The organism is Streptococcus suis (genome assembly GCF_016775005.1).
In the GTDB taxonomy this organism is placed as follows: Bacteria; Bacillota; Bacilli; order Lactobacillales; family Streptococcaceae; genus Streptococcus; species Streptococcus suivaginalis.
This window is the reverse complement of record NZ_JAEUXI010000006.1, coordinates 88,076-108,105: the sequence shown is the minus strand read 5'-3', so window position 1 is coordinate 108,105 and position 20,030 is coordinate 88,076. Positions and strand designations below refer to the sequence as shown.

At 43.1% G+C, this 20,030-nt stretch carries 21 protein-coding genes; 6 read left to right on the top strand and 15 right to left on the bottom strand.

Translation table 11 applies throughout. The features are described from left to right. The first annotated feature begins 19 nt into the window (after nt 1-19). Both nrdE and nrdF read left to right on the top strand, forming a co-directional pair. Nucleotides 20-2,179, top strand: a complete 2,160-nt coding sequence (gene nrdE / locus JNG37_RS07855; RefSeq protein ID WP_158457010.1) for a class 1b ribonucleoside-diphosphate reductase subunit alpha — start codon at nt 20-22, stop codon at nt 2,177-2,179. Nucleotides 2,180-2,907: 728 nt separating this feature from the next. Next, a complete protein-coding gene (nrdF, locus tag JNG37_RS07850; RefSeq protein WP_004299066.1) occupies nt 2,908-3,867 on the top strand; it encodes a class 1b ribonucleoside-diphosphate reductase subunit beta in 960 nt (319 codons plus the stop codon). Nucleotides 3,868-3,978: 111 nt separating this feature from the next. On the opposite strand, the gene JNG37_RS07845 is transcribed toward nrdF, so the two are convergent. The 14 genes from JNG37_RS07845 to JNG37_RS07780 all read right to left on the bottom strand — a co-directional run bounded on the left by JNG37_RS07845 (nt 3,979) and on the right by JNG37_RS07780 (nt 15,837). Further along, nucleotides 3,979-4,737 carry a DUF3169 family protein gene (locus JNG37_RS07845; RefSeq protein ID WP_158457012.1) on the bottom strand — a complete coding sequence of 253 codons (759 nt, stop codon included), beginning with the start codon at nt 4,735-4,737 and terminating at the stop codon, nt 3,979-3,981. Nucleotides 4,738-4,791: 54 nt separating this feature from the next. Continuing rightward, nucleotides 4,792-5,010, bottom strand: coding sequence for a helix-turn-helix transcriptional regulator (locus JNG37_RS07840; RefSeq protein WP_158457014.1), 219 nt, complete (start codon nt 5,008-5,010; stop codon nt 4,792-4,794). A gap of 12 nt (nt 5,011-5,022) precedes the next feature. Next, on the bottom strand, nt 5,023-5,589 hold the full coding sequence (locus JNG37_RS07835) for a DUF3267 domain-containing protein (RefSeq protein ID WP_158457016.1): 567 nt from the start codon (nt 5,587-5,589) through the stop codon (nt 5,023-5,025). A gap of 4 nt (nt 5,590-5,593) precedes the next feature. Then, entirely contained in the window at nt 5,594-5,791 is a 198-nt protein-coding gene (locus JNG37_RS07830) for a hypothetical protein (protein ID WP_158457018.1), read from the bottom strand. Further along, complete coding sequence (locus JNG37_RS07825; protein WP_158457020.1) at nt 5,775-5,999, bottom strand: hypothetical protein; 225 nt, start codon at nt 5,997-5,999, stop codon at nt 5,775-5,777. The genes JNG37_RS07830 and JNG37_RS07825 overlap by 17 nt, the downstream gene beginning before the upstream one ends. A 36-nt stretch (nt 6,000-6,035) precedes the next feature. After that, the gene (locus tag JNG37_RS07820) at nt 6,036-6,224 is read right to left on the bottom strand and encodes a hypothetical protein (protein ID WP_158457022.1); all 189 of its coding nucleotides are present in this window, start codon (nt 6,222-6,224) and stop codon (nt 6,036-6,038) included. A 191-nt stretch (nt 6,225-6,415) separates the two neighbouring features. Further along, a complete protein-coding gene (gene alaS, locus JNG37_RS07815; protein ID WP_158457024.1) occupies nt 6,416-9,034 on the bottom strand; it encodes an alanine--tRNA ligase in 2,619 nt (872 codons plus the stop codon). Nucleotides 9,035-9,423: 389 nt separating this feature from the next. Then, nucleotides 9,424-9,909 (bottom strand): LURP-one-related/scramblase family protein, encoded by a 486-nt coding sequence (locus JNG37_RS07810; RefSeq protein ID WP_158457026.1) that lies wholly within the window; start codon nt 9,907-9,909, stop codon nt 9,424-9,426. A gap of 193 nt (nt 9,910-10,102) precedes the next feature. Beyond that, the gene (gene prsA, locus JNG37_RS07805) at nt 10,103-11,092 is read right to left on the bottom strand and encodes a peptidylprolyl isomerase PrsA (RefSeq protein ID WP_158457028.1); all 990 of its coding nucleotides are present in this window, start codon (nt 11,090-11,092) and stop codon (nt 10,103-10,105) included. Between the two features lie 60 nt (nt 11,093-11,152). Further along, nucleotides 11,153-11,872, bottom strand: coding sequence for an O-methyltransferase (locus tag JNG37_RS07800; protein WP_158457030.1), 720 nt, complete (start codon nt 11,870-11,872; stop codon nt 11,153-11,155). A gap of 76 nt (nt 11,873-11,948) precedes the next feature. Continuing rightward, the gene (locus tag JNG37_RS07795; RefSeq protein WP_158457032.1) at nt 11,949-12,491 is read right to left on the bottom strand and encodes a DUF6630 family protein; all 543 of its coding nucleotides are present in this window, start codon (nt 12,489-12,491) and stop codon (nt 11,949-11,951) included. 49 nt (nt 12,492-12,540) lie between these two features. Beyond that, on the bottom strand, nt 12,541-13,017 hold the full coding sequence (locus JNG37_RS07790; protein WP_158457034.1) for a hypothetical protein: 477 nt from the start codon (nt 13,015-13,017) through the stop codon (nt 12,541-12,543). A gap of 1 nt (nt 13,018) precedes the next feature. After that, on the bottom strand, nt 13,019-14,821 hold the full coding sequence (gene pepF, locus JNG37_RS07785) for an oligoendopeptidase F (RefSeq protein ID WP_158457038.1): 1,803 nt from the start codon (nt 14,819-14,821) through the stop codon (nt 13,019-13,021). Between the two features lie 74 nt (nt 14,822-14,895). Further along, nucleotides 14,896-15,837: a competence protein CoiA gene (locus JNG37_RS07780; RefSeq protein WP_158457040.1), complete on the bottom strand. Its 942-nt coding sequence runs from the start codon at nt 15,835-15,837 to the stop codon at nt 14,896-14,898. A gap of 59 nt (nt 15,838-15,896) precedes the next feature. Between JNG37_RS07780 and JNG37_RS07775 the strand changes: the two genes are divergently transcribed. Together JNG37_RS07775 and JNG37_RS07770 are read left to right on the top strand one after the other, a co-directional pair. After that, entirely contained in the window at nt 15,897-16,271 is a 375-nt protein-coding gene (locus JNG37_RS07775) for a GNAT family N-acetyltransferase (RefSeq protein ID WP_158457042.1), read from the top strand. A 15-nt stretch (nt 16,272-16,286) separates the two neighbouring features. Then, entirely contained in the window at nt 16,287-16,463 is a 177-nt protein-coding gene (locus tag JNG37_RS07770; RefSeq protein ID WP_158457044.1) for a GNAT family N-acetyltransferase, read from the top strand. A gap of 30 nt (nt 16,464-16,493) precedes the next feature. Here JNG37_RS07770 and metG read toward each other — a convergent pair whose 3' ends face one another. Next, nucleotides 16,494-18,560 (bottom strand): methionine--tRNA ligase, encoded by a 2,067-nt coding sequence (metG, locus tag JNG37_RS07765; RefSeq protein WP_261979907.1) that lies wholly within the window; start codon nt 18,558-18,560, stop codon nt 16,494-16,496. A gap of 91 nt (nt 18,561-18,651) precedes the next feature. Here metG and JNG37_RS07760 point away from each other — a divergent pair, with 91 nt between their 5' ends. Both JNG37_RS07760 and JNG37_RS07755 read left to right on the top strand, forming a co-directional pair. After that, nucleotides 18,652-19,245, top strand: a complete 594-nt coding sequence (locus JNG37_RS07760; RefSeq protein WP_158457048.1) for a DUF1361 domain-containing protein — start codon at nt 18,652-18,654, stop codon at nt 19,243-19,245. Between the two features lie 164 nt (nt 19,246-19,409). Next, nucleotides 19,410-20,015, top strand: coding sequence for a DUF1361 domain-containing protein (locus tag JNG37_RS07755; RefSeq protein ID WP_158457050.1), 606 nt, complete (start codon nt 19,410-19,412; stop codon nt 20,013-20,015). Nucleotides 20,016-20,030 lie beyond the last annotated feature (15 nt).

Below are 20,030 nucleotides of genomic sequence, written 5' to 3'. Positions count from 1 at the left end.
TATAGAAAAGAGATTGTATATGAGTTTGAAAGAATTAGGCGATGTGTCCTACTTCCGTTTGAATAACGAAATCAACCGTCCTGTCAATGGGCAAATCCCTCTCCATAAGGACCAAGAAGCTGTTAAGGCCTTCTTCAAAGAAAATGTTATCCCAAATACCAAGCAATTTGATTCTATCTTGGACAAGATTGCCTTCTTATTAGAAGAAAACTATCTTGAGAAAGAATTTTTGGACCAATACAGTCCAGAATTTATCATCAAAATTAATCAATTCTTGAAAGACCAAAATTTCCGCTTCAAGTCTTTCATGGCTGCCTACAAGTTCTACAATCAGTATGCCCTCAAAACAAACGACGGTGCCTACTATTTGGAGAGCATGGAAGACCGTGTTCTCTTCAACGCCTTGTATTTTGCAGAAGGAAATGAAGAGTTGGCCTTGAACTTGGCTAACGAAATGATCCATTTGCGTTACCAGCCAGCTACTCCTTCTTTCTTGAATGCTGGACGTGCTCGTCGTGGTGAGTTGGTATCGTGTTTCCTCATCCAAGTCACAGACGATATGAACTCGATCGGACGTTCCATCAACTCTGCTCTGCAATTATCCCGTATCGGTGGTGGGGTTGGTATCTCTCTCAGCAACTTGCGTGAGGCAGGTGCTCCAATCAAGGGCTACGAGGGAGCTGCTTCTGGTGTCGTTCCAGTTATGAAACTTTTCGAAGACAGCTTCTCTTACTCTAACCAACTTGGGCAACGTCAAGGGGCTGGGGTAGTGTATCTGGATGTTTTCCACCCAGACATTATCGCCTTCCTTTCAACTAAGAAGGAAAATGCTGACGAGAAAGTGCGTGTGAAGACCTTGTCACTTGGAATCACTGTTCCTGATAAGTTCTATGAGTTGGCACGTAAAAATGAAGACATGTACCTCTTCAGCCCTTACTCTGTTGAGTTGGAATACGGTATGCCTTACAGCTACCTTGATATTACTGAAAAATACGACGAGTTGGTAGCAAACCCACGCATTCGTAAGACAAAAATCAAGGCACGTGATTTAGAAACAGAAATTTCTAAACTCCAACAAGAGTCTGGTTACCCTTATGTCATCAACATCGACACTGCCAACCGCAGCAATCCTGTTGACGGCAAGATTATCATGTCTAACCTCTGTTCAGAAATTCTTCAAGTTCAGACACCGAGTGTTATCAACGACAAGCAAGAATTTTTAACAATGGGTACAGATGTGTCATGTAACCTGGGCTCAACCAACATTGTCAACCTCATGAAGTCACCTGACTTTGGACTTTCTGTCCGTACCATGACACGTGCCCTTACTTACGTAACTGACCATTCGCACATTTCGGCTGTACCGTCTATCGAGGCTGGAAATGAACGTGCTCATTCTATCGGACTCGGTGCTATGGGACTTCACTCTTACCTGGCACAAAATTTGATCGATTACGGATCAAAAACAGCTGTGGAATTTACCAACATCTACTTCATGCTCCTCAACTACTGGACCTTGGTAGAATCAAATAATATTGCTCGCGAACGCAAGACAACCTTCCATAATTTTGACAAATCAAAATACGCAGACGGTACTTATTTCAATAAGTATGTGACTGGGGATTACCAACCACAATCTGACCGTGTCAAAGAACTCTTTGAAGGTATTTTCATTCCAAGCGGACAAGATTGGGCTGACCTCCGTGAGAAAGTCATGGCAGATGGTCTTTACCACCAAAACCGACTTGCTGTTGCTCCAAACGGATCAATCAGCTACATCAACGACGTTTCTGCTTCAATTCACCCAATCACACAACGGATTGAGGAACGCCAAGAGAAGAAAATCGGAAAAATCTACTATCCAGCTTCAGGTTTGACAACTGAGACCATTCCATTCTACAAGTCTGCCTACGATATGGATATGCGTAAGGTTATCGATGTCTATGCTGCTGCAACTGAGCACGTCGACCAAGGTTTGTCACTCACTCTTTTCCTTCGCAGCGAGCTTCCAAAAGAACTCTATGAATGGAAAAAAGAGAACAAACAAACAACGCGTGACCTCTCTATCCTTCGTAACTACGCCTTCAACAAAGGTATCAAGTCTATCTACTACATCCGTACCTTTACCGATGACGGCGAAGAAGTCGGCGCAAACCAATGTGAATCTTGTGTGATCTAACGTAGCAAGATTAGCTGTTGGTAAACCAACTAGCTAATCTACGCTAACCGCTATCGGCGGATTAGCTAGCTACCTCACTAACTCCGAAACTGAAGAAATATCGTCTTCAGTTTCTGCGTGTCGTAAGATGTGAGGGCGTTTCAACAGTCTGGGAGACTGTTGAAAGTTGGAAATGAGAAAATAGGAAATACCGCAGAGATGGCTTGCATCTCGTAGGGATTTATCTTTTTTGCCAAGTCCTTAGCCCGAACTCGATTTCGACGTAGCAAGATTAGCTGTTGGCAAACCAACTAGCTAATCTACGCCAACCGCTATAAGCGGATTGGCTAGCTACCTCACTAACTCCGAAACTGAAGAAATATCGTCTTCAGTTTCTACACGTCGCAATACACTAATACCAAAGCATCTAATGAATGAACGGTACTGACTATATGGTCAGTACCTAAGTGGCTTACTACCTCGAAAAGTCGTTAAGTTCGAGCGACTTTTCTCAGGTCGTAACTTGCAAGGGATTAGCTGTTGATAAATCAACTACCTAATCTACGCTAACCGCTATGAGCGGATTAGCTAGCTACCTTACTAACTCCGAAACTGAAGAAATATCGTCTTCAGTTTCTACGTGTCGTAAGACACTAATGCTAAAGCATCTAAAGAACGTCCTTGGGGCGTTTTTTAGCAAAAAATATGATACAATAGTGTAGATATTTCTAGAAAAGAAAGAGAGAAATATGGAAACCTACTACAAAGCCATAAACTGGAACGCCATTGAGGATGTGATCGACAAGTCAACTTGGGAAAAATTGACCGAGCAATTCTGGCTCGATACACGTATCCCATTATCAAACGACTTGGATGACTGGCGTAAACTGACTGCTGAAGAAAAAGACCTGGTTGGTAAGGTCTTCGGTGGCTTGACCCTCTTGGATACCCTTCAATCTGAAACAGGTGTCCAAGCTCTTCGCAACGATATTCGTACACCGCATGAAGAAGCTGTTTACAACAACATTCAATTCATGGAGTCTGTTCACGCTAAGTCTTACTCTTCTATCTTCTCAACCTTGAACACCAAGTCTGAGATTGAAGACATCTTTGAATGGACCAACAGCAACGAATACTTGCAACGCAAGGCAAAGATTATCAACGAAATCTACGAAACAGGTACACCGCTTGAAAAGAAAGTAGCCAGCGTTTTCCTAGAAACCTTCCTCTTCTACTCTGGTTTCTTCACGCCACTCTACTACCTTGGTAACAACAAGCTGGCCAACGTTGCAGAAATCATCAAGCTGATTATCCGTGACGAGTCTGTGCACGGTACCTACATCGGTTACAAGTTCCAACTTGGTTTCAATGAATTGTCCGAGGAAGAACAGGACAAACTCCGCGACTGGATGTACGACCTGCTCTACCAACTCTATGAAAACGAAGAGGGCTATACACGCTCCCTCTATGATGCAGTTGGATGGACTGAGGAAGTCTTGACTTTCCTTCGTTACAACGCCAACAAGGCCCTCATGAACTTGGGTCAGGATCCACTCTTCCCAGATTCAGCAGATGATGTCAACCCAATCATCATGAACGGTATCTCAACCGGTACATCTAACCACGACTTCTTCTCCCAAGTCGGTAACGGCTATCTTCTTGGTGAAGTGGAAGCTATGCAGGACGATGATTACCTTTACGGTTTGTAATCAAAAAAAGCACATTAAAAGTTTCACTCATTAGAGCGAAACTTTTTTATTTCTTTTAGAAAAGCTAGCGCATTTCTTCTGACTTGGACCTGATGAGTCCATTTGAGCCTGTTAACGGTAATAAGCTTGAACCGACTTAACCTGTAGCAAATTGATATAAATATGCACAATGGCCACCACTAAATACCCCAAGACTTGAGCCTGACCGGTCGCTGCACTAACCGCAAATACCAATACATAGAGCAGAGGCAAGATACGAAAATTCAAATTAAAAACAATTTGATGACTGTTTACATAGTAGGCCTGTCTTTCTCCCTCATCCAGCGAGTTAAGGTAATCCACCATATCCTCATCCGTTGCAAACAAAGATAGCTTGTAATGACGAACCATATTATTCAATTTAACAAAAATAAACTGCAGACCAATCATGACAAGAAACATGCCAATTTCAAAAAATGAAAAGAAAAAACTCAAGCCCTCCTTGTCACTATGGATATCATTTCCAAGTAAGAGACAGACAACAGCTAAACTCGCCAAAATATTGACAAGTACAGACAAATAACCTAATTGCCGATGCGAAAGATTGTACAACCGTTCATACTCCTCCTCATTATCTTCTGAACAAGCTTGAAAGGCTTTCTGAGAAGCTAGAAAGCGATAAACCACATAAGCTGCTGCAATAAGCAGAGCCACTTCAACACAGCGTAAGGCAGTGAGCAGATTGTCCATGGTCAGGAAAGCTGGCAACTGTTCAAATTCTCTAATCGCTCTAAAAATTCCCGCAAATGCACCAATTAAGATTCCACTAATAAAATGAACACTATTTCTACGAATCCTTGCCTTTTTCTTATCTGACTGATTTGATACCATATTACTTCTCCTTTACTGCTACTAAAAAACTAGGTGAGACACAACAAAATCTTGTCATGATTCTTCCCCTCCCACTAATTGAAAAACTGATTCAAGCGGTTCATTAAAAATTTGTGCAATCCGCATAGCGATGACCACCGAGGGTGTGTATTCGCCCCGCTCAATCAAGCTAATGGTCTGCCGTGATACCTCTGCTAACTTTGCTAGCTCTGTCTGATTGAGACCATCTCTGGCTCGCAATTCCTTGAGCCGATTTTTTAAGACATATTCCATGAGTTTTCCTTTCTAGGCTTGGTATATAATCAAGCCTGTTTCTGTGTCTTCGACAGCTATATTTTCCTTGGCAAACTTAACCAATAAAAGATAACTATAGTAGAAATCCCCCGCACAAGATGCAGCGTGCATGGTTGCCAGCATGAAGTAAAGAGTACTATTCATCATCCCCAAACCTGCTAACATTGTCAATCCCAAACTAATCACAACAAAGGGAGCCAGGCTGATTACTAACATTTGCATCCGATTGTAGAGCGAACCTGGACTGGTCGCATAAGCCATCCCTGATCTCCATTTAAACCCGTATTTGACAGGATTTTCAGGACAAAAAACTTTGAAGAAGATGCCGTGGATAGCCTCATGTACAACTATTAAAAGAATATAGATAGGGAAAAGCAACCATACCTTAGATACAGCCAGTTCCGAGTATTGCGAACCATTAGCTATCAACCAACTGCCTATCATTCCAAATACGAAGGCAAATGGAAAGATGAGTGCCACAGCAAGAATATTCAAACCCCAGACAAATTTCTTATTTTCCATGATATTAACTTCAAATAATTTCATTTTCGCTTCCATGTTTCTACTCCTTAGATTTATTTTTATAAAATAGCAGAGCTGTCACCAATGTCGCCAGCAATGGAGGAAATAGATAACTTATCCCAGTTAAACTCATCTCAAAGCCTAGCCAATATAAAACTTTAAACACCAGAATATTGATCAAAAATAAGCTTAGGAAAAGTACCAACACTTTCATTCCGTTTTTAATTGTCTGACTCATTTTTCTTCTCCTTTTTGCTGCTGAGAGAGATTTCCAAAATCCATATAGACCACATCATCATCAACAAGAGCGTCATGTCCATCTCCTGACCAAATACAATGGTTTGAAGCAAACTATAAATCAAATATAGTGCAACTAGAACCTGCACTCCTCGCACAACGCTTGTTCCTGTAATCAACATTCCTTTTTTATTGCTATTGTTTTTCATAACTTTCCACCACTTACTTTCGACAAATTTTTCCTTTTACTCTTTTCTGCCAGCTAGTTTCTTCAAGCGCTCATCTGTCACTGCGATGGTGCAAATAGCAAGAACGACATGGGTTTTATCCAACTGCTGCCATTTCATAATGTCAGCCAGCAAGACAAAAACTAGATAGATGGTAGCGATAAGTTGTACAAAACGTGTAATGTCAATTTGATTTATCTTTTTCATATTTATTTCCTACTTTCTGTTTATTTACCCGATGAATTCGTTTTCATCTCTTTGTCTTGATATCATTGTAACACTTCCTTTTCTTTTTGACAAGCATCTTTGTCAAAAAGTTTATGAAGCTTGTCAAATTGACTAGAATAACGCGCAAAAAACTCTTCTATCCAATGGATAAAAGAGTTTTTCAGTATAGATTACAAGTTGTCAGCTACGCTGTTCAAGAGTGTTTGGATTGCAGAGACATCGCTACCACCTGCCATGGCCATATCTGGCTTACCACCACCACGACCTGCAACGATTGGAGCAAGGACTTTGATGAGGTTTCCTGCATGGACATCGCTTGATTTGCTAGCTACAAGGACATTAACCTTGTCACCGATTGCAGCAACTAGCACCAAGACATCTGAGTAGTCTTTTTGCTTCCAGTTATCTGCAAAGGTACGAAGGGCACCTGCATCAGAAACTTGGACTTGGCTGGCAATGTAGCGAATGCCGTTAGCATCTTTGACATCTTTGAAGACATCACCAGCAGCGGCAGCCGCCGCTTTTTCTTTCAGAGCTGCATTTTCTTTTTGCAGGTCACGAACTTGCTGAGCAAGACTTTCAACCTTGTTTGGTACTTCCTTGATCTGTGGTGACTTGATGGTTGCTGCCACTTCTTTGAGGGCATCTTCTTGGTCACGATAGGCAAGGAAGGCTTCACGGCCTGTTACCGCAATGATACGGCGAGTACCTGAACCGATACCTTCTTCTTTCAAAATCTTAAAGATACCGATTTCAGCGGTGTTACCAACGTGGGTACCACCACAGAGTTCAACAGAATAATCACCAATTGTCACCACACGGACTTCTTTACCGTATTTTTCACCGAAGAGGGCCATGGCACCCATTTCCTTAGCTGTGTCAATATCAGTTTCAACCGTCACAACTGGAATGGCATTCCAAATTTGTTCATTGACTTCTTCTTCAATACGACGAAGTTCTTCCGCAGTAACTGCCTCAAAGTGCGTAAAGTCAAAGCGGAGGAAGTCTTGCTCATTCAAAGAACCAGCCTGCGTTGCGTGCTCACCGATAATATTGTGAAGAGCTGCATGGAGCAAGTGAGTTGCTGTGTGGTTCTTCTCAACACCCTTACGGCGTTTTGTTTCGATTTCAAGTGTGTAGGTTTGACCAACTGAAATGCTTGCAGTCAATTCAACCGTGTGCAATGGTTGACCATTTGGTGCTTTCTGCACATCGATGACAGTCGCAACAATATCTCCAGCAGCATTTTTCACAAAACCATGGTCTGCAACCTGACCACCCATTTCTGCATAGAATGGTGTTTGGTCAAAGACAAGGAGGGCTTGACCTTCTGAAACTGCTTCTGTACGCGCATTATCAGCCACAATGACAGATAAGCTTGCCTCAAGAGCTGTTTGACCATAAACAAAGGTCGACTCTTCTGTGATAGCAGCCAGGGTTTCATTTTGCATGCCCATTGAACCACCTTTGACAACTGAAGCACGGGCACGGTCTTGTTGCTCTTTCATAGCCGCTTCAAAGCCAGCAATGTCAAGGGTCATACCACGGTGCTCAGCCAATTCTTCTGTCAATTCTACTTGGAAACCATAGGTATCATAGAGTTTGAAAATGTCACGACCATCAATCTCAGACTTACCTTCTGCTGCCAATTTGTCCATCAATTGCTCAGCAAATTGTGAACCTGTATGGATAGTACGAGCAAATGACTCTTCTTCGCTCTTAACAATCTTCTCAATGAAGGCACGTTTTTCAAGTACTTCTGGATAGTAGCTTTCCATGATATTGCCAACTGTCTCCACCAATTTGTACAAGAATGGCTCCGTAATGCCCAAACGTTGACCATGCATAGAAGCACGACGAAGGAGACGACGAAGAACATAACCACGGCCCTCATTCCCAGGAAGGGCACCGTCACCGATAGCGAATGACAAAGCACGGATATGGTCTGCGATAACCTTGAAGCTCATGTTGTCGCCATCTTGGTCATAGGTCTTACCAGAAATCTTTTCTACTTCACGAATGATTGGCAAGAAAAGGTCGGTTTCAAAGTTAGTCTTAGCCCCTTGGAAAATAGCCGCCAAACGCTCCAAACCTGCGCCCGTATCGATGTTTTTATTTGGCAATTCCTTGTACTCAGAACGTGGTACCGCTGGATCAGCATTGAATTGTGACAGAACGATATTCCAAATCTCAATGTAACGGTCATTTTCAATATCTTCTTCCAAGAGACGGATACCAATGTTTTCAGGGTCAAAGTCAGTACCACGGTCGAAGAAAATCTCCGTATCTGGACCAGAAGGACCTGCACCAATTTCCCAGAAGTTATCTTCAAGCGGAATCAAGTGGCTTGGCTCAACACCAAGAGCAATCCAACGATTGTATGAATCCACATCATCTGGATAGTAAGTCATGTAGAGCTTGTCTTTTGGAAAGGCAAACCATTCTGGGCTTGTCAAGAGCTCAAAGCCCCACTCAATCGCTTCATCACGGAAATAATCACCGATAGAGAAGTTACCAAGCATTTCAAACATAGTGTGGTGGCGGGCTGTCTTACCAACGTTTTCAATATCGTTGGTACGGATAGATTTTTGAGCGTTTGTAATCCGTGGGTTATCTGGAATGACAGAGCCATCGAAGTATTTCTTAAGGGTTGCCACACCAGAGTTGATCCACAAAAGAGTTGGATCATTTACTGGGACAAGATTTGCTGAAGGCTCAACAGAGTGACCCTTTGATTTCCAGAAATCCAACCACATTTGACGAATTTGAGCAGAAGATAAATTTTTCATAAACTAAGATACCAAGAGCGTTAAGAAAGCGAGAAGAAAATAGGAGACCACCGCTGTGCGCCAGCGCACTAGGCGGTCTATCTTTTTCTCGACGCTTTTAGCTCGGGTTCAATTTAACGAAACTGTTAAATTGAACATTTCCTTTCATATTTGATAATTTAGGGGAAAGTCCGTAGACCGAGTTCAACTAAGATACTAAGGGCGTTAAGCGGACACCGTCAAAATAGGAAACCTGACGAAGATGCTTGCGTCTAGGAAGGGTTTCTCTTTTTGACAAAGTCCGTAGCCCGAGTTCATTTCAGAATAAACTCGATGCCCTTTCCTGTCATAAGTGATAGTTAGGCGGATTCAATTTAACGAAACAGTTAAACTGAACAATTATTTTAAGATTAAGTTGATGCATCTTCCATCATTTCGACGTAGTCAATTGCGACCACCAAGGAAATGACCAAATCTGCATAGGAATCCTCCAATACAGTAACAGAGTAATGAGAAGTTAAATGAAAGAGTTCTTTGGAAATTTCAGCTACGAGCATACCATCTGGCCTTTTCAAGCGAAAATCCAAATCCCAGATATTTCCGTCTAGGATTAAACCTAGATTTTCCACAGTATAGCGATCCTTGAAAAAGGTAAATTCCTTTTGCAAGTAGAAAGAATGACCATCTGCCATATCAATGGTAAACTGGGGCAGGAAGGTCAAAAACTTCTTAGTAATCTGACAAACTTCCCCACCTCTGGAATTGGTCACGATAAATCGTTTTGGAATTTCGAGAAAAGATCCCTCCACTTGATAAGCAAGATTCCCAAAACTATCACGAATATCAAATTTTTCACCACCAAAGGTAAAGCGCTGTTTCACTTGAAATTGCTTCATGATAACCTCCAAAAAAAATAACAAGAAACCAAACGAAGGGCGAAAAACCGCGGTACCACCTTCATTCAATGACTTGTCATTCTCATTTCATAACCTGTATTCAATTGTAGAAATTAAGTAGCAAGAAGGAAGTCTGTCTTGGCTCGCAACAACCGCCAAGTTTCTGAAATCAGAGTATTCCTTCCAATCTTAATTATTCACCTGAAGAACTTGATTCTGTCGTGCTAGAGGCTTCTGTTGAAGAGCTAGACTCTGAAATTGAAGAACTTTCAGTAGTGGATGTGATGTATTGTGAAAGAACGTTTTGGAAGGCTGCATCTTTCACTTTCACGTTTGCATCTTGAAGGGCTTGCGAAACAACACCTGCGATGAAGGTTGAATTAGCCTGTTTTTCTTTCAAAATAACTTCTTTCAAGATGTCTTTGTAATCTTCCCTGTTTGAAGATTTTTCTGTTTTGGTATTCAATTTCACAACATAGTAAGATGTTGTATAGGTTGTCATATCAACAACTGTTACAACTGATGCTCCCACTTGTCCTTCATCCAAGGCAAAGATTGCTGTTTGGACTTCCGTTGGAATATCTGTTGAGGTTGAGTCGAAGGTAACAGTTCCACCATCTTCTTTAGTGGTTGAATCCGTTGAGTTATCTTTTGCCAATTGGGCAAAATCAGCACCATCTTTTTGTGCTTCAGCCAAAATCTCTTTAGCTTTTGTTTCATCATCTAATTTAATGATTTGGGCAGTCACTTCTGGTGTATAAGCTTCATAAGCAGCTTGGTAGTTTTCATCTGTCAATTCTTTTTCTGCGGCTTGTTTTACTGCATACTCAACCAATTTGTTGGTACGGATTTGCTGCTTGTAAGTTTCAGCTGTCAAACCTGCAGATGTCAAGGCTGCTTCAAATGAATCACCGTATTGTGAAGCCATTGTGTCATAAGCTTCATTGACTTCTGCATCTGTGACTTTATCGCCATATTTTTCTTCAAAAACTTCTGTAATAACCATAGACAAGAGAACTTGTTGAGCAGAAGAGTTTGTCTTCACTTGTTCATAGAACTCAGAAACAGTAATCGTTTGACCCTTCATGGTCACGATATCAGTATCCGTTGAACTTGAGCAAGCTGCAAGAGTCACTGTTGCCAACAAGGTAACAGCTCCTGCAATGAGTTTTTTTGTCTTCATGTATGTGTTACTCCTTTTTTCTTTAACTCAATTATTATATCACAAAACCTTAAAATTTGCTTAATTTTCATCAGTCAAGAGGTCAACTTCTTCCACATTTTTACGGATTAAGAGCAAACCATCGCTGATGGAGACTAGGCTGGCTGTCAAATCAGGGTGTTGCAAGGTTGCATCAAACAACTTATGCAGGCCACGATAGATAGTTCGCTGCCCCCGTCTCACTTCTTCAATTGGCAAGGCAACATCTCCACCTTGGAAGATATCATCAATCACAACCATGCCACCTTTTTTCAGTTTTTTCAGAACATCTGGCAAAAAGACGATGTACTTAGATTTGGCAGAATCCATAAATACAAAATCATAAGAGCTATCATGCAAGCCGGGCAAGATATCCTGCGCCTCACCTTCCAAAAGTTGAATCTGTTTTCGCTCATCGAACTGGGCAAAATTGCGCTTGGCCAAGCCAATCATCTCCTCGTTGCGATCAATGGTCGTAATCCGAGCTTCAGGGCAATTTTCAGCCATTAGTAAGGCAGAAAAACCAATCGCTGTCCCAATTTCCAAGATATCCTTGGGCTGGATAGACTGCAAGAGTAGACGGAAAAAAGCAACAGTCTCATGCGGAATCACAGGGATGTTTTCTTCTTGAGCAAATTCCGCTAGTTCCTTCAAAAATCCGATATTTGGCGCCTGTTTTGTACGCATAAAATCCACAATTTCTTCCTTAACAACTGGACGGCGCATATTGTGGTTTGCATTTTTTGAATAAGTTTCAACCATAATCCTCAGTATAGCACAGGAACAGCATAGGGTCAAGGAAGATAAGGAAAAACCACCTCCCATAGGAGGCGGTTACTTAACCCGCAATTTGAATACTAAATCCAAGTCGTTCTGCCAAATAGCTGAGCTTCTGCATTTGATCTAGCTTACTAAGGAAGAAATAATTCTTCTCATCATTGAGATAGATGGCACCTACTACCGCATCTTGTAAAAGCAAAATGTGATTGATATTGGAAATCCACTTCAACTGACTATCTCTCGTGTCCAACTGGAAGAGCTTAGACCAGAGAGTGATTCCTGAACGCTGCATAAAAGGAACTTTGTCAAAACCTTGAATGAAGCTAGACAAGAACTCAGTCTGACCTGTCACAACAATATAGTTGCGTTGAATGAGCAGATAGACCAAAATATACCATAGATTGTTTTTTTCTGAGTCCGTAAATTTCTCCAACAAATCTTGGAAGAACTCAGGCGCAATCAAGGTTTCCAGATGGTCCAATAAGGCTTCTGGATCTTGTGCAAAAACAATTTCTTTGAGTTGACGGTAAACAATCTCGTCACCTTCTGATAGAATATCCGCAATCTCAAAGATATCTTGGAGAGATTCTTCTGTAAACATGCAAACTCCTTTCATTATTTATTTTGTCGCTGTCTCGACATTGCTTTTCTTAATAAAACTGTACATCATCCGCAAATTCCCAAGTGACATGAGGGGCTTGCTCTTGGATGAAATGATAGACATCATTGAAGTCAAATTCTGCTAATTTACCCACAGGCATACTGATTAAAAATTGACGATTCGCTCCATAAAAGAGTAAATCTTTTTTCAAGATGACATACTGCAGCCCCTCGCTCTGACGAACCACATATTGAATGGAAACAATATCTTCCCAACTAAAGTTAGAACTTGGCCCAAACATGGTCGGACGTAGTTCGAAACCCTGTTCTCCAATCACAAGGGCTGGTGCTTGTCTTCTGATAAAAATCCCCCAGCCAGTAAAAACAAGAGCTGATATCAATAAAACTAGAGCCATTAGGAACCGATTCTCCCCAGTCTTGGAGTGAGTCAGTAAACCCAGGGCAATCACAAATAAACAAGCTGCCGTCGCAAATGGAATCAGACTAGAGCGGTTATAGGAAATCATCTTATAGGTGCACACCTTTCTCAACAAGAGCTTCCAACTCTGTCAGGCGGGCTTCAAAGACCTTGAAGGCATCGTTGAGATAGTCTTCCTTGGTCATATCCACGCCAGCTTTTGCAATGACATTGAGTGGATAATCAGAGCTACCAGCCTTGAGGTAGTTGAGATAGTTTTCCTTGTCCTCTGGGCTACCATTGACAATCTTGTCTGCCAAAGCAGACGCTGCCGCAAAGCCCGTTGAATATTGGTAAACATAGAAATTGTAATAGAAATGTGGAATACGAGCCCACTCGTACTGAATCAGTGGATTTTCTTCCGCAGACAAGCCGTAGTACTTCTCGTTGAGCTCACCGTAGAGCTGGTTGAGGAAGTCCGCTGTCAAGACCTGACCTTCTTGGTCTGCTTTATAAATAGCCTGCTCAAACTCTGCAAACTGGGTTTGACGGAAGACAGTGCCACGGAAACCGTCTAGGTAGTGGTTGAGAATAGCAAAGCGGGTCTTGTCGTCTTCGACTTCGGCCAAGAGCTTCTCTGTCAAGAGATTTTCGTTGGTGGTCGAAGCAATCTCCGCCAAGAAAATCGAATAGTGACCATAGACATAAGGCTGATTCTGACGAGTCAACATAGAATGGAGCGAATGCCCTGTTTCATGAATCAGGGTATACATATTGTCCAAGTTGTCCTGCCAGTTGAGAAGCATGAAGGCATTGGTGTCGTAAGCACCACCTGAATAGGCTCCTGAACGCTTGCCTTCGTTGACATGGACATCAATCCAGCGGTTTTCAAAGGCTTCTTTGACAATGGCCGCATACTCATCACCAAAGATATCCAATGTATCGGCACAGGTAGCCAAGGCCTCTTCATAGGTGACTTTTGTATCTGTGCTCGAAAGCGGTGTGTACATATCGTACATCTTGAGATCATCGATTCCCAAGAGTTTCTTACGCAAATTGATGTAGCGGTGCAAGAGCGGGAGGTGCTTGTTGACTGCTGACACTAATGTATCGTAAACGGACTCTGGAATGAAGTTGGCAGAAAGGGCTGCATGGCGGGCAGAGTCGTACTTCCGCAAACGAGCTTTCAGGTTATTGACCTTAACGTTAGACTGGAGGGTCTTGGCGTAGGTATGCTGGAACTGCTCGTAGGTTTCGTAGAGTGCCTCATAGGCCTCTTGACGCACTTCACGGTTTTTGGACTCCATGAAGGAGATGTAGTTGCCGTGAGAGAGAGGCACCAACTTGCCGTCCTCATCTGCGATTTCTGGGAAACGCAGGCTGGCATTGTCCAAAACAGAGAAAGTTTCAGACGGGGCATCGAAAATCTCGCTGGTCGCCGCAAGAACTTCTTCTACTTCCTGTGACAAGATATGATCCTTGGCTGCCAAGAGTTTTTCAAATTGGTGGCTGTACTGACTCAGAGCTGGCTCTTCTGCCTTGAAGGCTTCCAGTTGCTCCTCGGTAATGGCCATAAATTCTGGCTCATAGAAGGCGAAGGCTTGTGAAAAGGCTGAATAAAGGGCCAAAGCCTTGGCTTGAAACTCCTGATACTTGCCTTCACGAGTGTCCTGGTCGTTCTTCATGGACGCATAGACATAGAGCTTTTCAATGCGACGCATGAGGCCAAGTTGGGTTTCACTAATTTCCAAGAGGCTCTTAGCAGAGTCGAGCAAATGCCCTGCAAACTCCTTTGTCTTTTCTGTTTCTACTTGGAGTTCAGCCAACTCAGCTTCCCAAGCCTCATCTGTTGGGAAAATAGTGGCCAAATCCCACTGGTATTTTTCTTCGATTTCATGACGTTGTTGTGACATAAATAAAATCCTCCGTTCCCATTATTTTACCACAAAAAAGCCCCGCTTTCCATTGGAAAGTGAGGGCTTACATACTAGTTTTTCCAATAAACCGCTGGTGGATAAACCGTTTGTATCCGCTTGTCCTTGACTCCTGCATAATACTGGTCAAAGGCTGGGTAGAGGGAGCTTAAGTCTTGGCGGACTTGGGCAAAGCCAATAGCAGAGCGGGGCAGGCGGATTTGGGGATAGAAGTCAGCCAAGGACTGACTGAGTAAGTTTTTCCCTTGCTGGTAGGCCTCCGCCTGCAAGTTCATCCACTTGGGCACGCGATAATAGAGCTGTTTGGCGACATAGTCCAGCAAGCCCTGATCACTCGAACAAGTAAAATAGGACAAAGCTTGCTTAGCAAATGGTGATCGCAGAATGGCTAATAAGTCTCCCTGACCAAATGGAAAGACCTTGGTTAACTTGTGAACCTTACCATACCAGTCCTCGTGAATCAGGTAGTGCAATCGTAGCTCCTGCTTTTCAACATCCAGTTCCCACAGGTGAAAGCCCATATTCATACTAAAATACAGAAATTGCTTGTGGAGATTGGTCAACCGTTCTCCAAGCCAAAGATCCTTACCTAATAGCCACAGAACAACCATACCTGCCTTCTGATAAGCCTTGGTCCGCTCTTGCAAGCGTGAGATGGACAAGCGTGAGCATTGCACTTCCAAGGCTAGATTTCGATTGACAAGGAGGTCTGCAACTTGCTGAATCTGAGGTAGAGGGACCTCAAGTTTCACTGCCTCGTGCTTCCTCAGCCACTCATAAAGGATGGTTTTTAATTCCAGATGCTGGGCGGACTCATTCTCGGACCAGAAATCGCAATCCCGCAAGGTTTGGTGGGCAAAGTGCGAACGCAGAATTTTTCCAGACCGGTAACGGACCTTGCCAGAGCAGGCTGGGCAGAAATACTCCTCTTTTTTCACCTCTGGTTTTTCCAAGAGATTAATCATTTGTCCCTTTTGATCGATGGCTACTAACATAAACTCTCCTTTCTTATCTATTCGGAGTTTGTGGTAGAATGATGGAAAGGAGATGGAACATGACTAAAAAAATTGCCAAATGGGAAAAGGACGGCTTTGTCTTGCAGTCCTTTCAAGCGGGCCTTGCGGAGAAGTATTATGAGGACTGTTTTTCCAAACCTTCTGCCGAAATTGATTACCTGACGGGGAGTTCGGGAACTTATGGAAAAGAAGATGTAGTCAGCTACTACAATCGGATTGTCGCTGACCCTGACCGGTTTGATTTTATGCTGATTGCACCTAACGGGACTTTTATCGGTGAAGCTGTCATCAATGAACTGGATAGGGAGAACAGGTCTGCTAACTTTCGGATTGTCATCTTTAACGAGGATTATCTGGGACAAGGTCTGGACTCTTGGGCAGTTGAGAAAACCAGAGACTTTGCTTTTAAGTAGGTCGGCCTGCATCGCTTGGAACTGGAAGTTTTTTCCTTCAATCCGCGTGCCAAGCGTGCCTATGAAAAAGCTGGCTTTCGTTTGGAAGGCATCAAGCGTGACAGCCAGAAGACAGCAGACGGTTATGCCGATACCCTCATTATGTCCATTCTAGAAGAGGAATGGAAAGCAATCAAAAAACCAGCCGACTAGGGCTGGTTTTTGTGTCTTTTCTAAGCAATTTTACCCAATCTGACTGCCGTTTGGCACAGATGGATCGACTGTTAAGAGTGTCAAGTTGCCGTCGTGTTCGGCTGAGAGGATCATGCCCTGGCTGAGCAAGCCCATCATCTTACGTGGCTTGAGGTTGGCAACGATTTGGACTTTCTTGCCGACCAACTCCTGCTCATTTGGATAGTACTTGGCGATACCCGACAGGATTTGGCGGTCCTGACCGTCACCTGCGTCCAGACGGAACTTGAGTAGCTTGTCAGAGCCCTCTACTTTGGATACTTCTTTGACCTCGGCCACACGGATTTCCACCTTGTCGAAGTCCTCAAACTTGATCGCAGCTTTCTCGTTTTTCAGCTCCACGTCAGCTGGGTTCCATTCTTTTTCTTCCTCTTGGGAAATAGCAGAGCTGCCACCCATTTGGGCTTGGATATAGGCGATTTCCTCTTCCATATCAAGACGTGGGAAGATAGGTGTACCTTTTGCGACCACTGTCAAACCAGCTGGAAGACCTGCAAAGTCAAGGTTTTCAAGGTCAAATGCTGTTCCCAAACCAAGCTGTTCCATAATAGCATTTGACGTCATCATCATAAATGGTTGAATCAGATGAGCCACCACACGAAGACCTGCTGTCAAGTGTGCCATAACCGCTGCCAACTTGTCACGGTCAGCTTCTTCTTTTGCCAAGACCCACGGTGCTGTTTCATCGATGTACTTGTTGGTACGGGAGATGATATTCCAGACCGCTTCCAAGGCACGTGGATAGTCAACAGCTTCCATATACTTGTGGTAGCTTGCCAAGTTATCAGCTACTACTGCCGCCAAGTCCGCATCAAAATCAGTCACGTTGGCAACCAAGGTTGGTACCTGACCACCGAAATACTTGTTAATCATCGCAACCGTACGGTTGAGCAAGTTTCCAAGGTCGTTGGCCAGTTCATAGTTGATACGGCCAACGTAGTCTTCTGGTGTAAAGGTTCCGTCAGAGCCGACTGGCAGACTACGCATGAGGTAGTAACGGAGTGGATCCAGGCCGAAACGCTCGACCAACATTTCTGGATAGACCACATTGCCCTTAGACTTGGACATCTTGCCGTCTTTCATGACAAACCAGCCATGAGCGACCAAGCGGTCTGGCAACTTCATATCCAACATCATAAGCATGATTGGCCAGTAAATGGAGTGGAAGCGAAGAATGTCCTTACCAACCATATGGTAAACTGTGCCATTCCAGAACTTGTCGTAGTTGGCTCTTTCTTCCTGACCATAGCCCAAGGCCGTCGCATAGTTGAGCAGGGCATCAATCCAAACATAGACAACGTGTTTTGGATTGGACGGTACAGGCACGCCCCAGGTAAATGAGGTACGCGATACTGCCAAATCTTCCAAGCCTGGCTCGATGAAGTTTTTCATAATTTCATTGAGGCGGCCGTCTGGCTGGATAAAGTCTGGATGAGCATTGAAAAACTCAACCAATTTATCTTGATACTTGCTGAGGCGGAGGAAGTAAGACTCTTCTGATACCCAGGCAACCTCGTGACCGCTCGGAGCGATACCGCCTGTTACCTTACCATTTTCATCACGGAATACCTCTGCCAATTGGCTTTCAGTGAAGAATTCTTCATCTGATACAGAGTACCAACCAGAATACTCTCCCAAGTAAATGTCGTCCTGCGCCAGCAATTTTTCAAAAACAGCCGCCACCACTTCCTCGTGGTAATCATCAGTCGTGCGGATAAACTTGTCGTAAGAGATATCCAACAAGTTCCAGAGCTCCTTGACCCCAACCGCCATGCCGTCAACGTAGGCTTGCGGTGTCAAACCAGCCTCTTTTGCCTTCTCCTCAATCTTCTGCCCGTGCTCATCAAGCCCTGTCAGATAGAAAACCTCGTGGCCCATGAGCCGCTTGTAGCGAGCCAAGACATCGCAGGCAATGGTCGTATAGGCCGATCCGATGTGGAGCTTGCCAGACGGATAATAAATCGGTGTGGTAATGTAAAACGGTGTTTTTGTCATGTTTTTTCCTTTCAAATTCAGAGCAAATGAAACCCTGTTATTGACAATACCCCATTTTATCATATTTTTGTGTAAAAACAAAGCGACTTCCCGTCCACAATCCTTCTAATATATGATATACTAGAAGAAGTTATGAAAAAGAATGGGGTTATCTATGTTTTCACCTAAAAATCTACTCATCCATCTATTTTTTGCTATCATTGCAGGAGGGATGTTCCTATATGGGGCTGGCAATACTGCCTTGATTTGGAATATGGTCTGGGCCTTGCTAGCCTTGGACTTTGCGATTTTGGTGCGTCAGAACAACCACACCGCAAGCAAGCTTTTGATTACGCCTTTTTGGCTCTTCTTTTATCCTAATACCTTTTATATCTTGACGGAGATTGTGAATTTACAGTTTTCAAGCAATGCTCTCTGGGAGCAATCTAGCTTAATTCTCTTCATGCTCTATGTTCCAGCTATTCTATTTGGTATAATGGCTGGGGTAGAAAGTGTCGAATTGATTTTTAAGGGGTATGGCATTCAATTTTACGGCCTTCGACTCTTATTCATCAGTCTCCTATCTCTGTTTTCAAGCTATGCAATCTACATTGGTCGTTATGCTAATCTGCATAGTTGGGACATTTTTACACGACCACTCGTATTTCTTAATGGCTTAACTTCAGCTATCAACTGGTCATCCTTTCCTTTTATCCTGGGCTTCACACTCATGCAAATCATGGTCTTGGTCTTTGCAGTTGATGAATAAGACAGAAAAACAGTATGTAATCGCTTGTTACATGCTGTTTTCTTTTTGGGTCAATTTTTACAGGTCCTTTTCTATCCAATGACAAACTAACAAATCTGTGACAGCCTCCCATTTTTCCCTTGGGATATGCTATACTAGACACAGATTACTGAAAGAGGTTTCCTATGTTTTCACAATTTTACACTAAAAAAACGCTATTTATTCATCTCTTCTTTCTTATTATTGCAGCTGGGTTGCAACGCTATGGGGTTACCGCTCCTGATTTGACCTGGAACATGTTTTTGGCCCTAGTTGCTCTCGACCTGGCTTTTCTCGTTCAAGGAATCAAACAGCCCTTTATAAAAATCGGGATTGGCTTACTCTGGCTCTTCTTCTACCCCAATACATTTTATATGGTAACAGATATCGTCCACATGCATTTTGCCAGCACCGCCCTTTGGCAACGAGAAAACATGATTCTCTTTATGCTCTATGTCCCAAGTATCTTCTTTGGAGTAATGGCTGGCGTGGAAAGTTTACGGCTAATTTTCGACGGATTTTCAATTAAGTCCTACTGGTTTCGACTGACAATCATTTGCGGTCTATCCCTGTTATCAAGCTTTGCCATTCATATCGGACGCTATGCCCGTCTCAATTCCTGGGACATCTTTACCCGACCAAGCCTAGTCATCAACGAACTACTGGAAGTCATTTCTTGGGAGGCCCTTCCCTTCATCCTCGGCTTTACCTTCCTACAAATCATGGTTCTGTTTTTCGTCGAAAAAGAATAAAAACAAGGACACCAA

What these genes read in the sequence shown, in the direction of transcription:
- nrdE (WP_158457010.1), top strand. Translation starts at nt 20, where the DNA reads ATGAGTTTGAAAGAATTAGGCGATGTGTCCTACTTCCGTTTGAATAAC.
- nrdF (WP_004299066.1), top strand. Translation starts at nt 2,908, where the DNA reads ATGGAAACCTACTACAAAGCCATAAACTGGAACGCCATTGAGGATGTG.
- JNG37_RS07845 (WP_158457012.1), bottom strand. Translation starts at nt 4,737, where the DNA reads ATGGTATCAAATCAGTCAGATAAGAAAAAGGCAAGGATTCGTAGAAAT.
- JNG37_RS07840 (WP_158457014.1), bottom strand. Translation starts at nt 5,010, where the DNA reads ATGGAATATGTCTTAAAAAATCGGCTCAAGGAATTGCGAGCCAGAGAT.
- JNG37_RS07835 (WP_158457016.1), bottom strand. Translation starts at nt 5,589, where the DNA reads ATGGAAGCGAAAATGAAATTATTTGAAGTTAATATCATGGAAAATAAG.
- JNG37_RS07830 (WP_158457018.1), bottom strand. Translation starts at nt 5,791, where the DNA reads ATGAGTCAGACAATTAAAAACGGAATGAAAGTGTTGGTACTTTTCCTA.
- JNG37_RS07825 (WP_158457020.1), bottom strand. Translation starts at nt 5,999, where the DNA reads ATGAAAAACAATAGCAATAAAAAAGGAATGTTGATTACAGGAACAAGC.
- JNG37_RS07820 (WP_158457022.1), bottom strand. Translation starts at nt 6,224, where the DNA reads ATGAAAAAGATAAATCAAATTGACATTACACGTTTTGTACAACTTATC.
- alaS (WP_158457024.1), bottom strand. Translation starts at nt 9,034, where the DNA reads ATGAAAAATTTATCTTCTGCTCAAATTCGTCAAATGTGGTTGGATTTC.
- JNG37_RS07810 (WP_158457026.1), bottom strand. Translation starts at nt 9,909, where the DNA reads ATGAAGCAATTTCAAGTGAAACAGCGCTTTACCTTTGGTGGTGAAAAA.
- prsA (WP_158457028.1), bottom strand. Translation starts at nt 11,092, where the DNA reads ATGAAGACAAAAAAACTCATTGCAGGAGCTGTTACCTTGTTGGCAACA.
- JNG37_RS07800 (WP_158457030.1), bottom strand. Translation starts at nt 11,872, where the DNA reads ATGGTTGAAACTTATTCAAAAAATGCAAACCACAATATGCGCCGTCCA.
- JNG37_RS07795 (WP_158457032.1), bottom strand. Translation starts at nt 12,491, where the DNA reads ATGTTTACAGAAGAATCTCTCCAAGATATCTTTGAGATTGCGGATATT.
- JNG37_RS07790 (WP_158457034.1), bottom strand. Translation starts at nt 13,017, where the DNA reads ATGATTTCCTATAACCGCTCTAGTCTGATTCCATTTGCGACGGCAGCT.
- pepF (WP_158457038.1), bottom strand. Translation starts at nt 14,821, where the DNA reads ATGTCACAACAACGTCATGAAATCGAAGAAAAATACCAGTGGGATTTG.
- JNG37_RS07780 (WP_158457040.1), bottom strand. Translation starts at nt 15,837, where the DNA reads ATGTTAGTAGCCATCGATCAAAAGGGACAAATGATTAATCTCTTGGAA.
- JNG37_RS07775 (WP_158457042.1), top strand. Translation starts at nt 15,897, where the DNA reads ATGACTAAAAAAATTGCCAAATGGGAAAAGGACGGCTTTGTCTTGCAG.
- metG (WP_261979907.1), bottom strand. Translation starts at nt 18,560, where the DNA reads ATGATAAAATGGGGTATTGTCAATAACAGGGTTTCATTTGCTCTGAAT.
- JNG37_RS07760 (WP_158457048.1), top strand. Translation starts at nt 18,652, where the DNA reads ATGTTTTCACCTAAAAATCTACTCATCCATCTATTTTTTGCTATCATT.
- JNG37_RS07755 (WP_158457050.1), top strand. Translation starts at nt 19,410, where the DNA reads ATGTTTTCACAATTTTACACTAAAAAAACGCTATTTATTCATCTCTTC.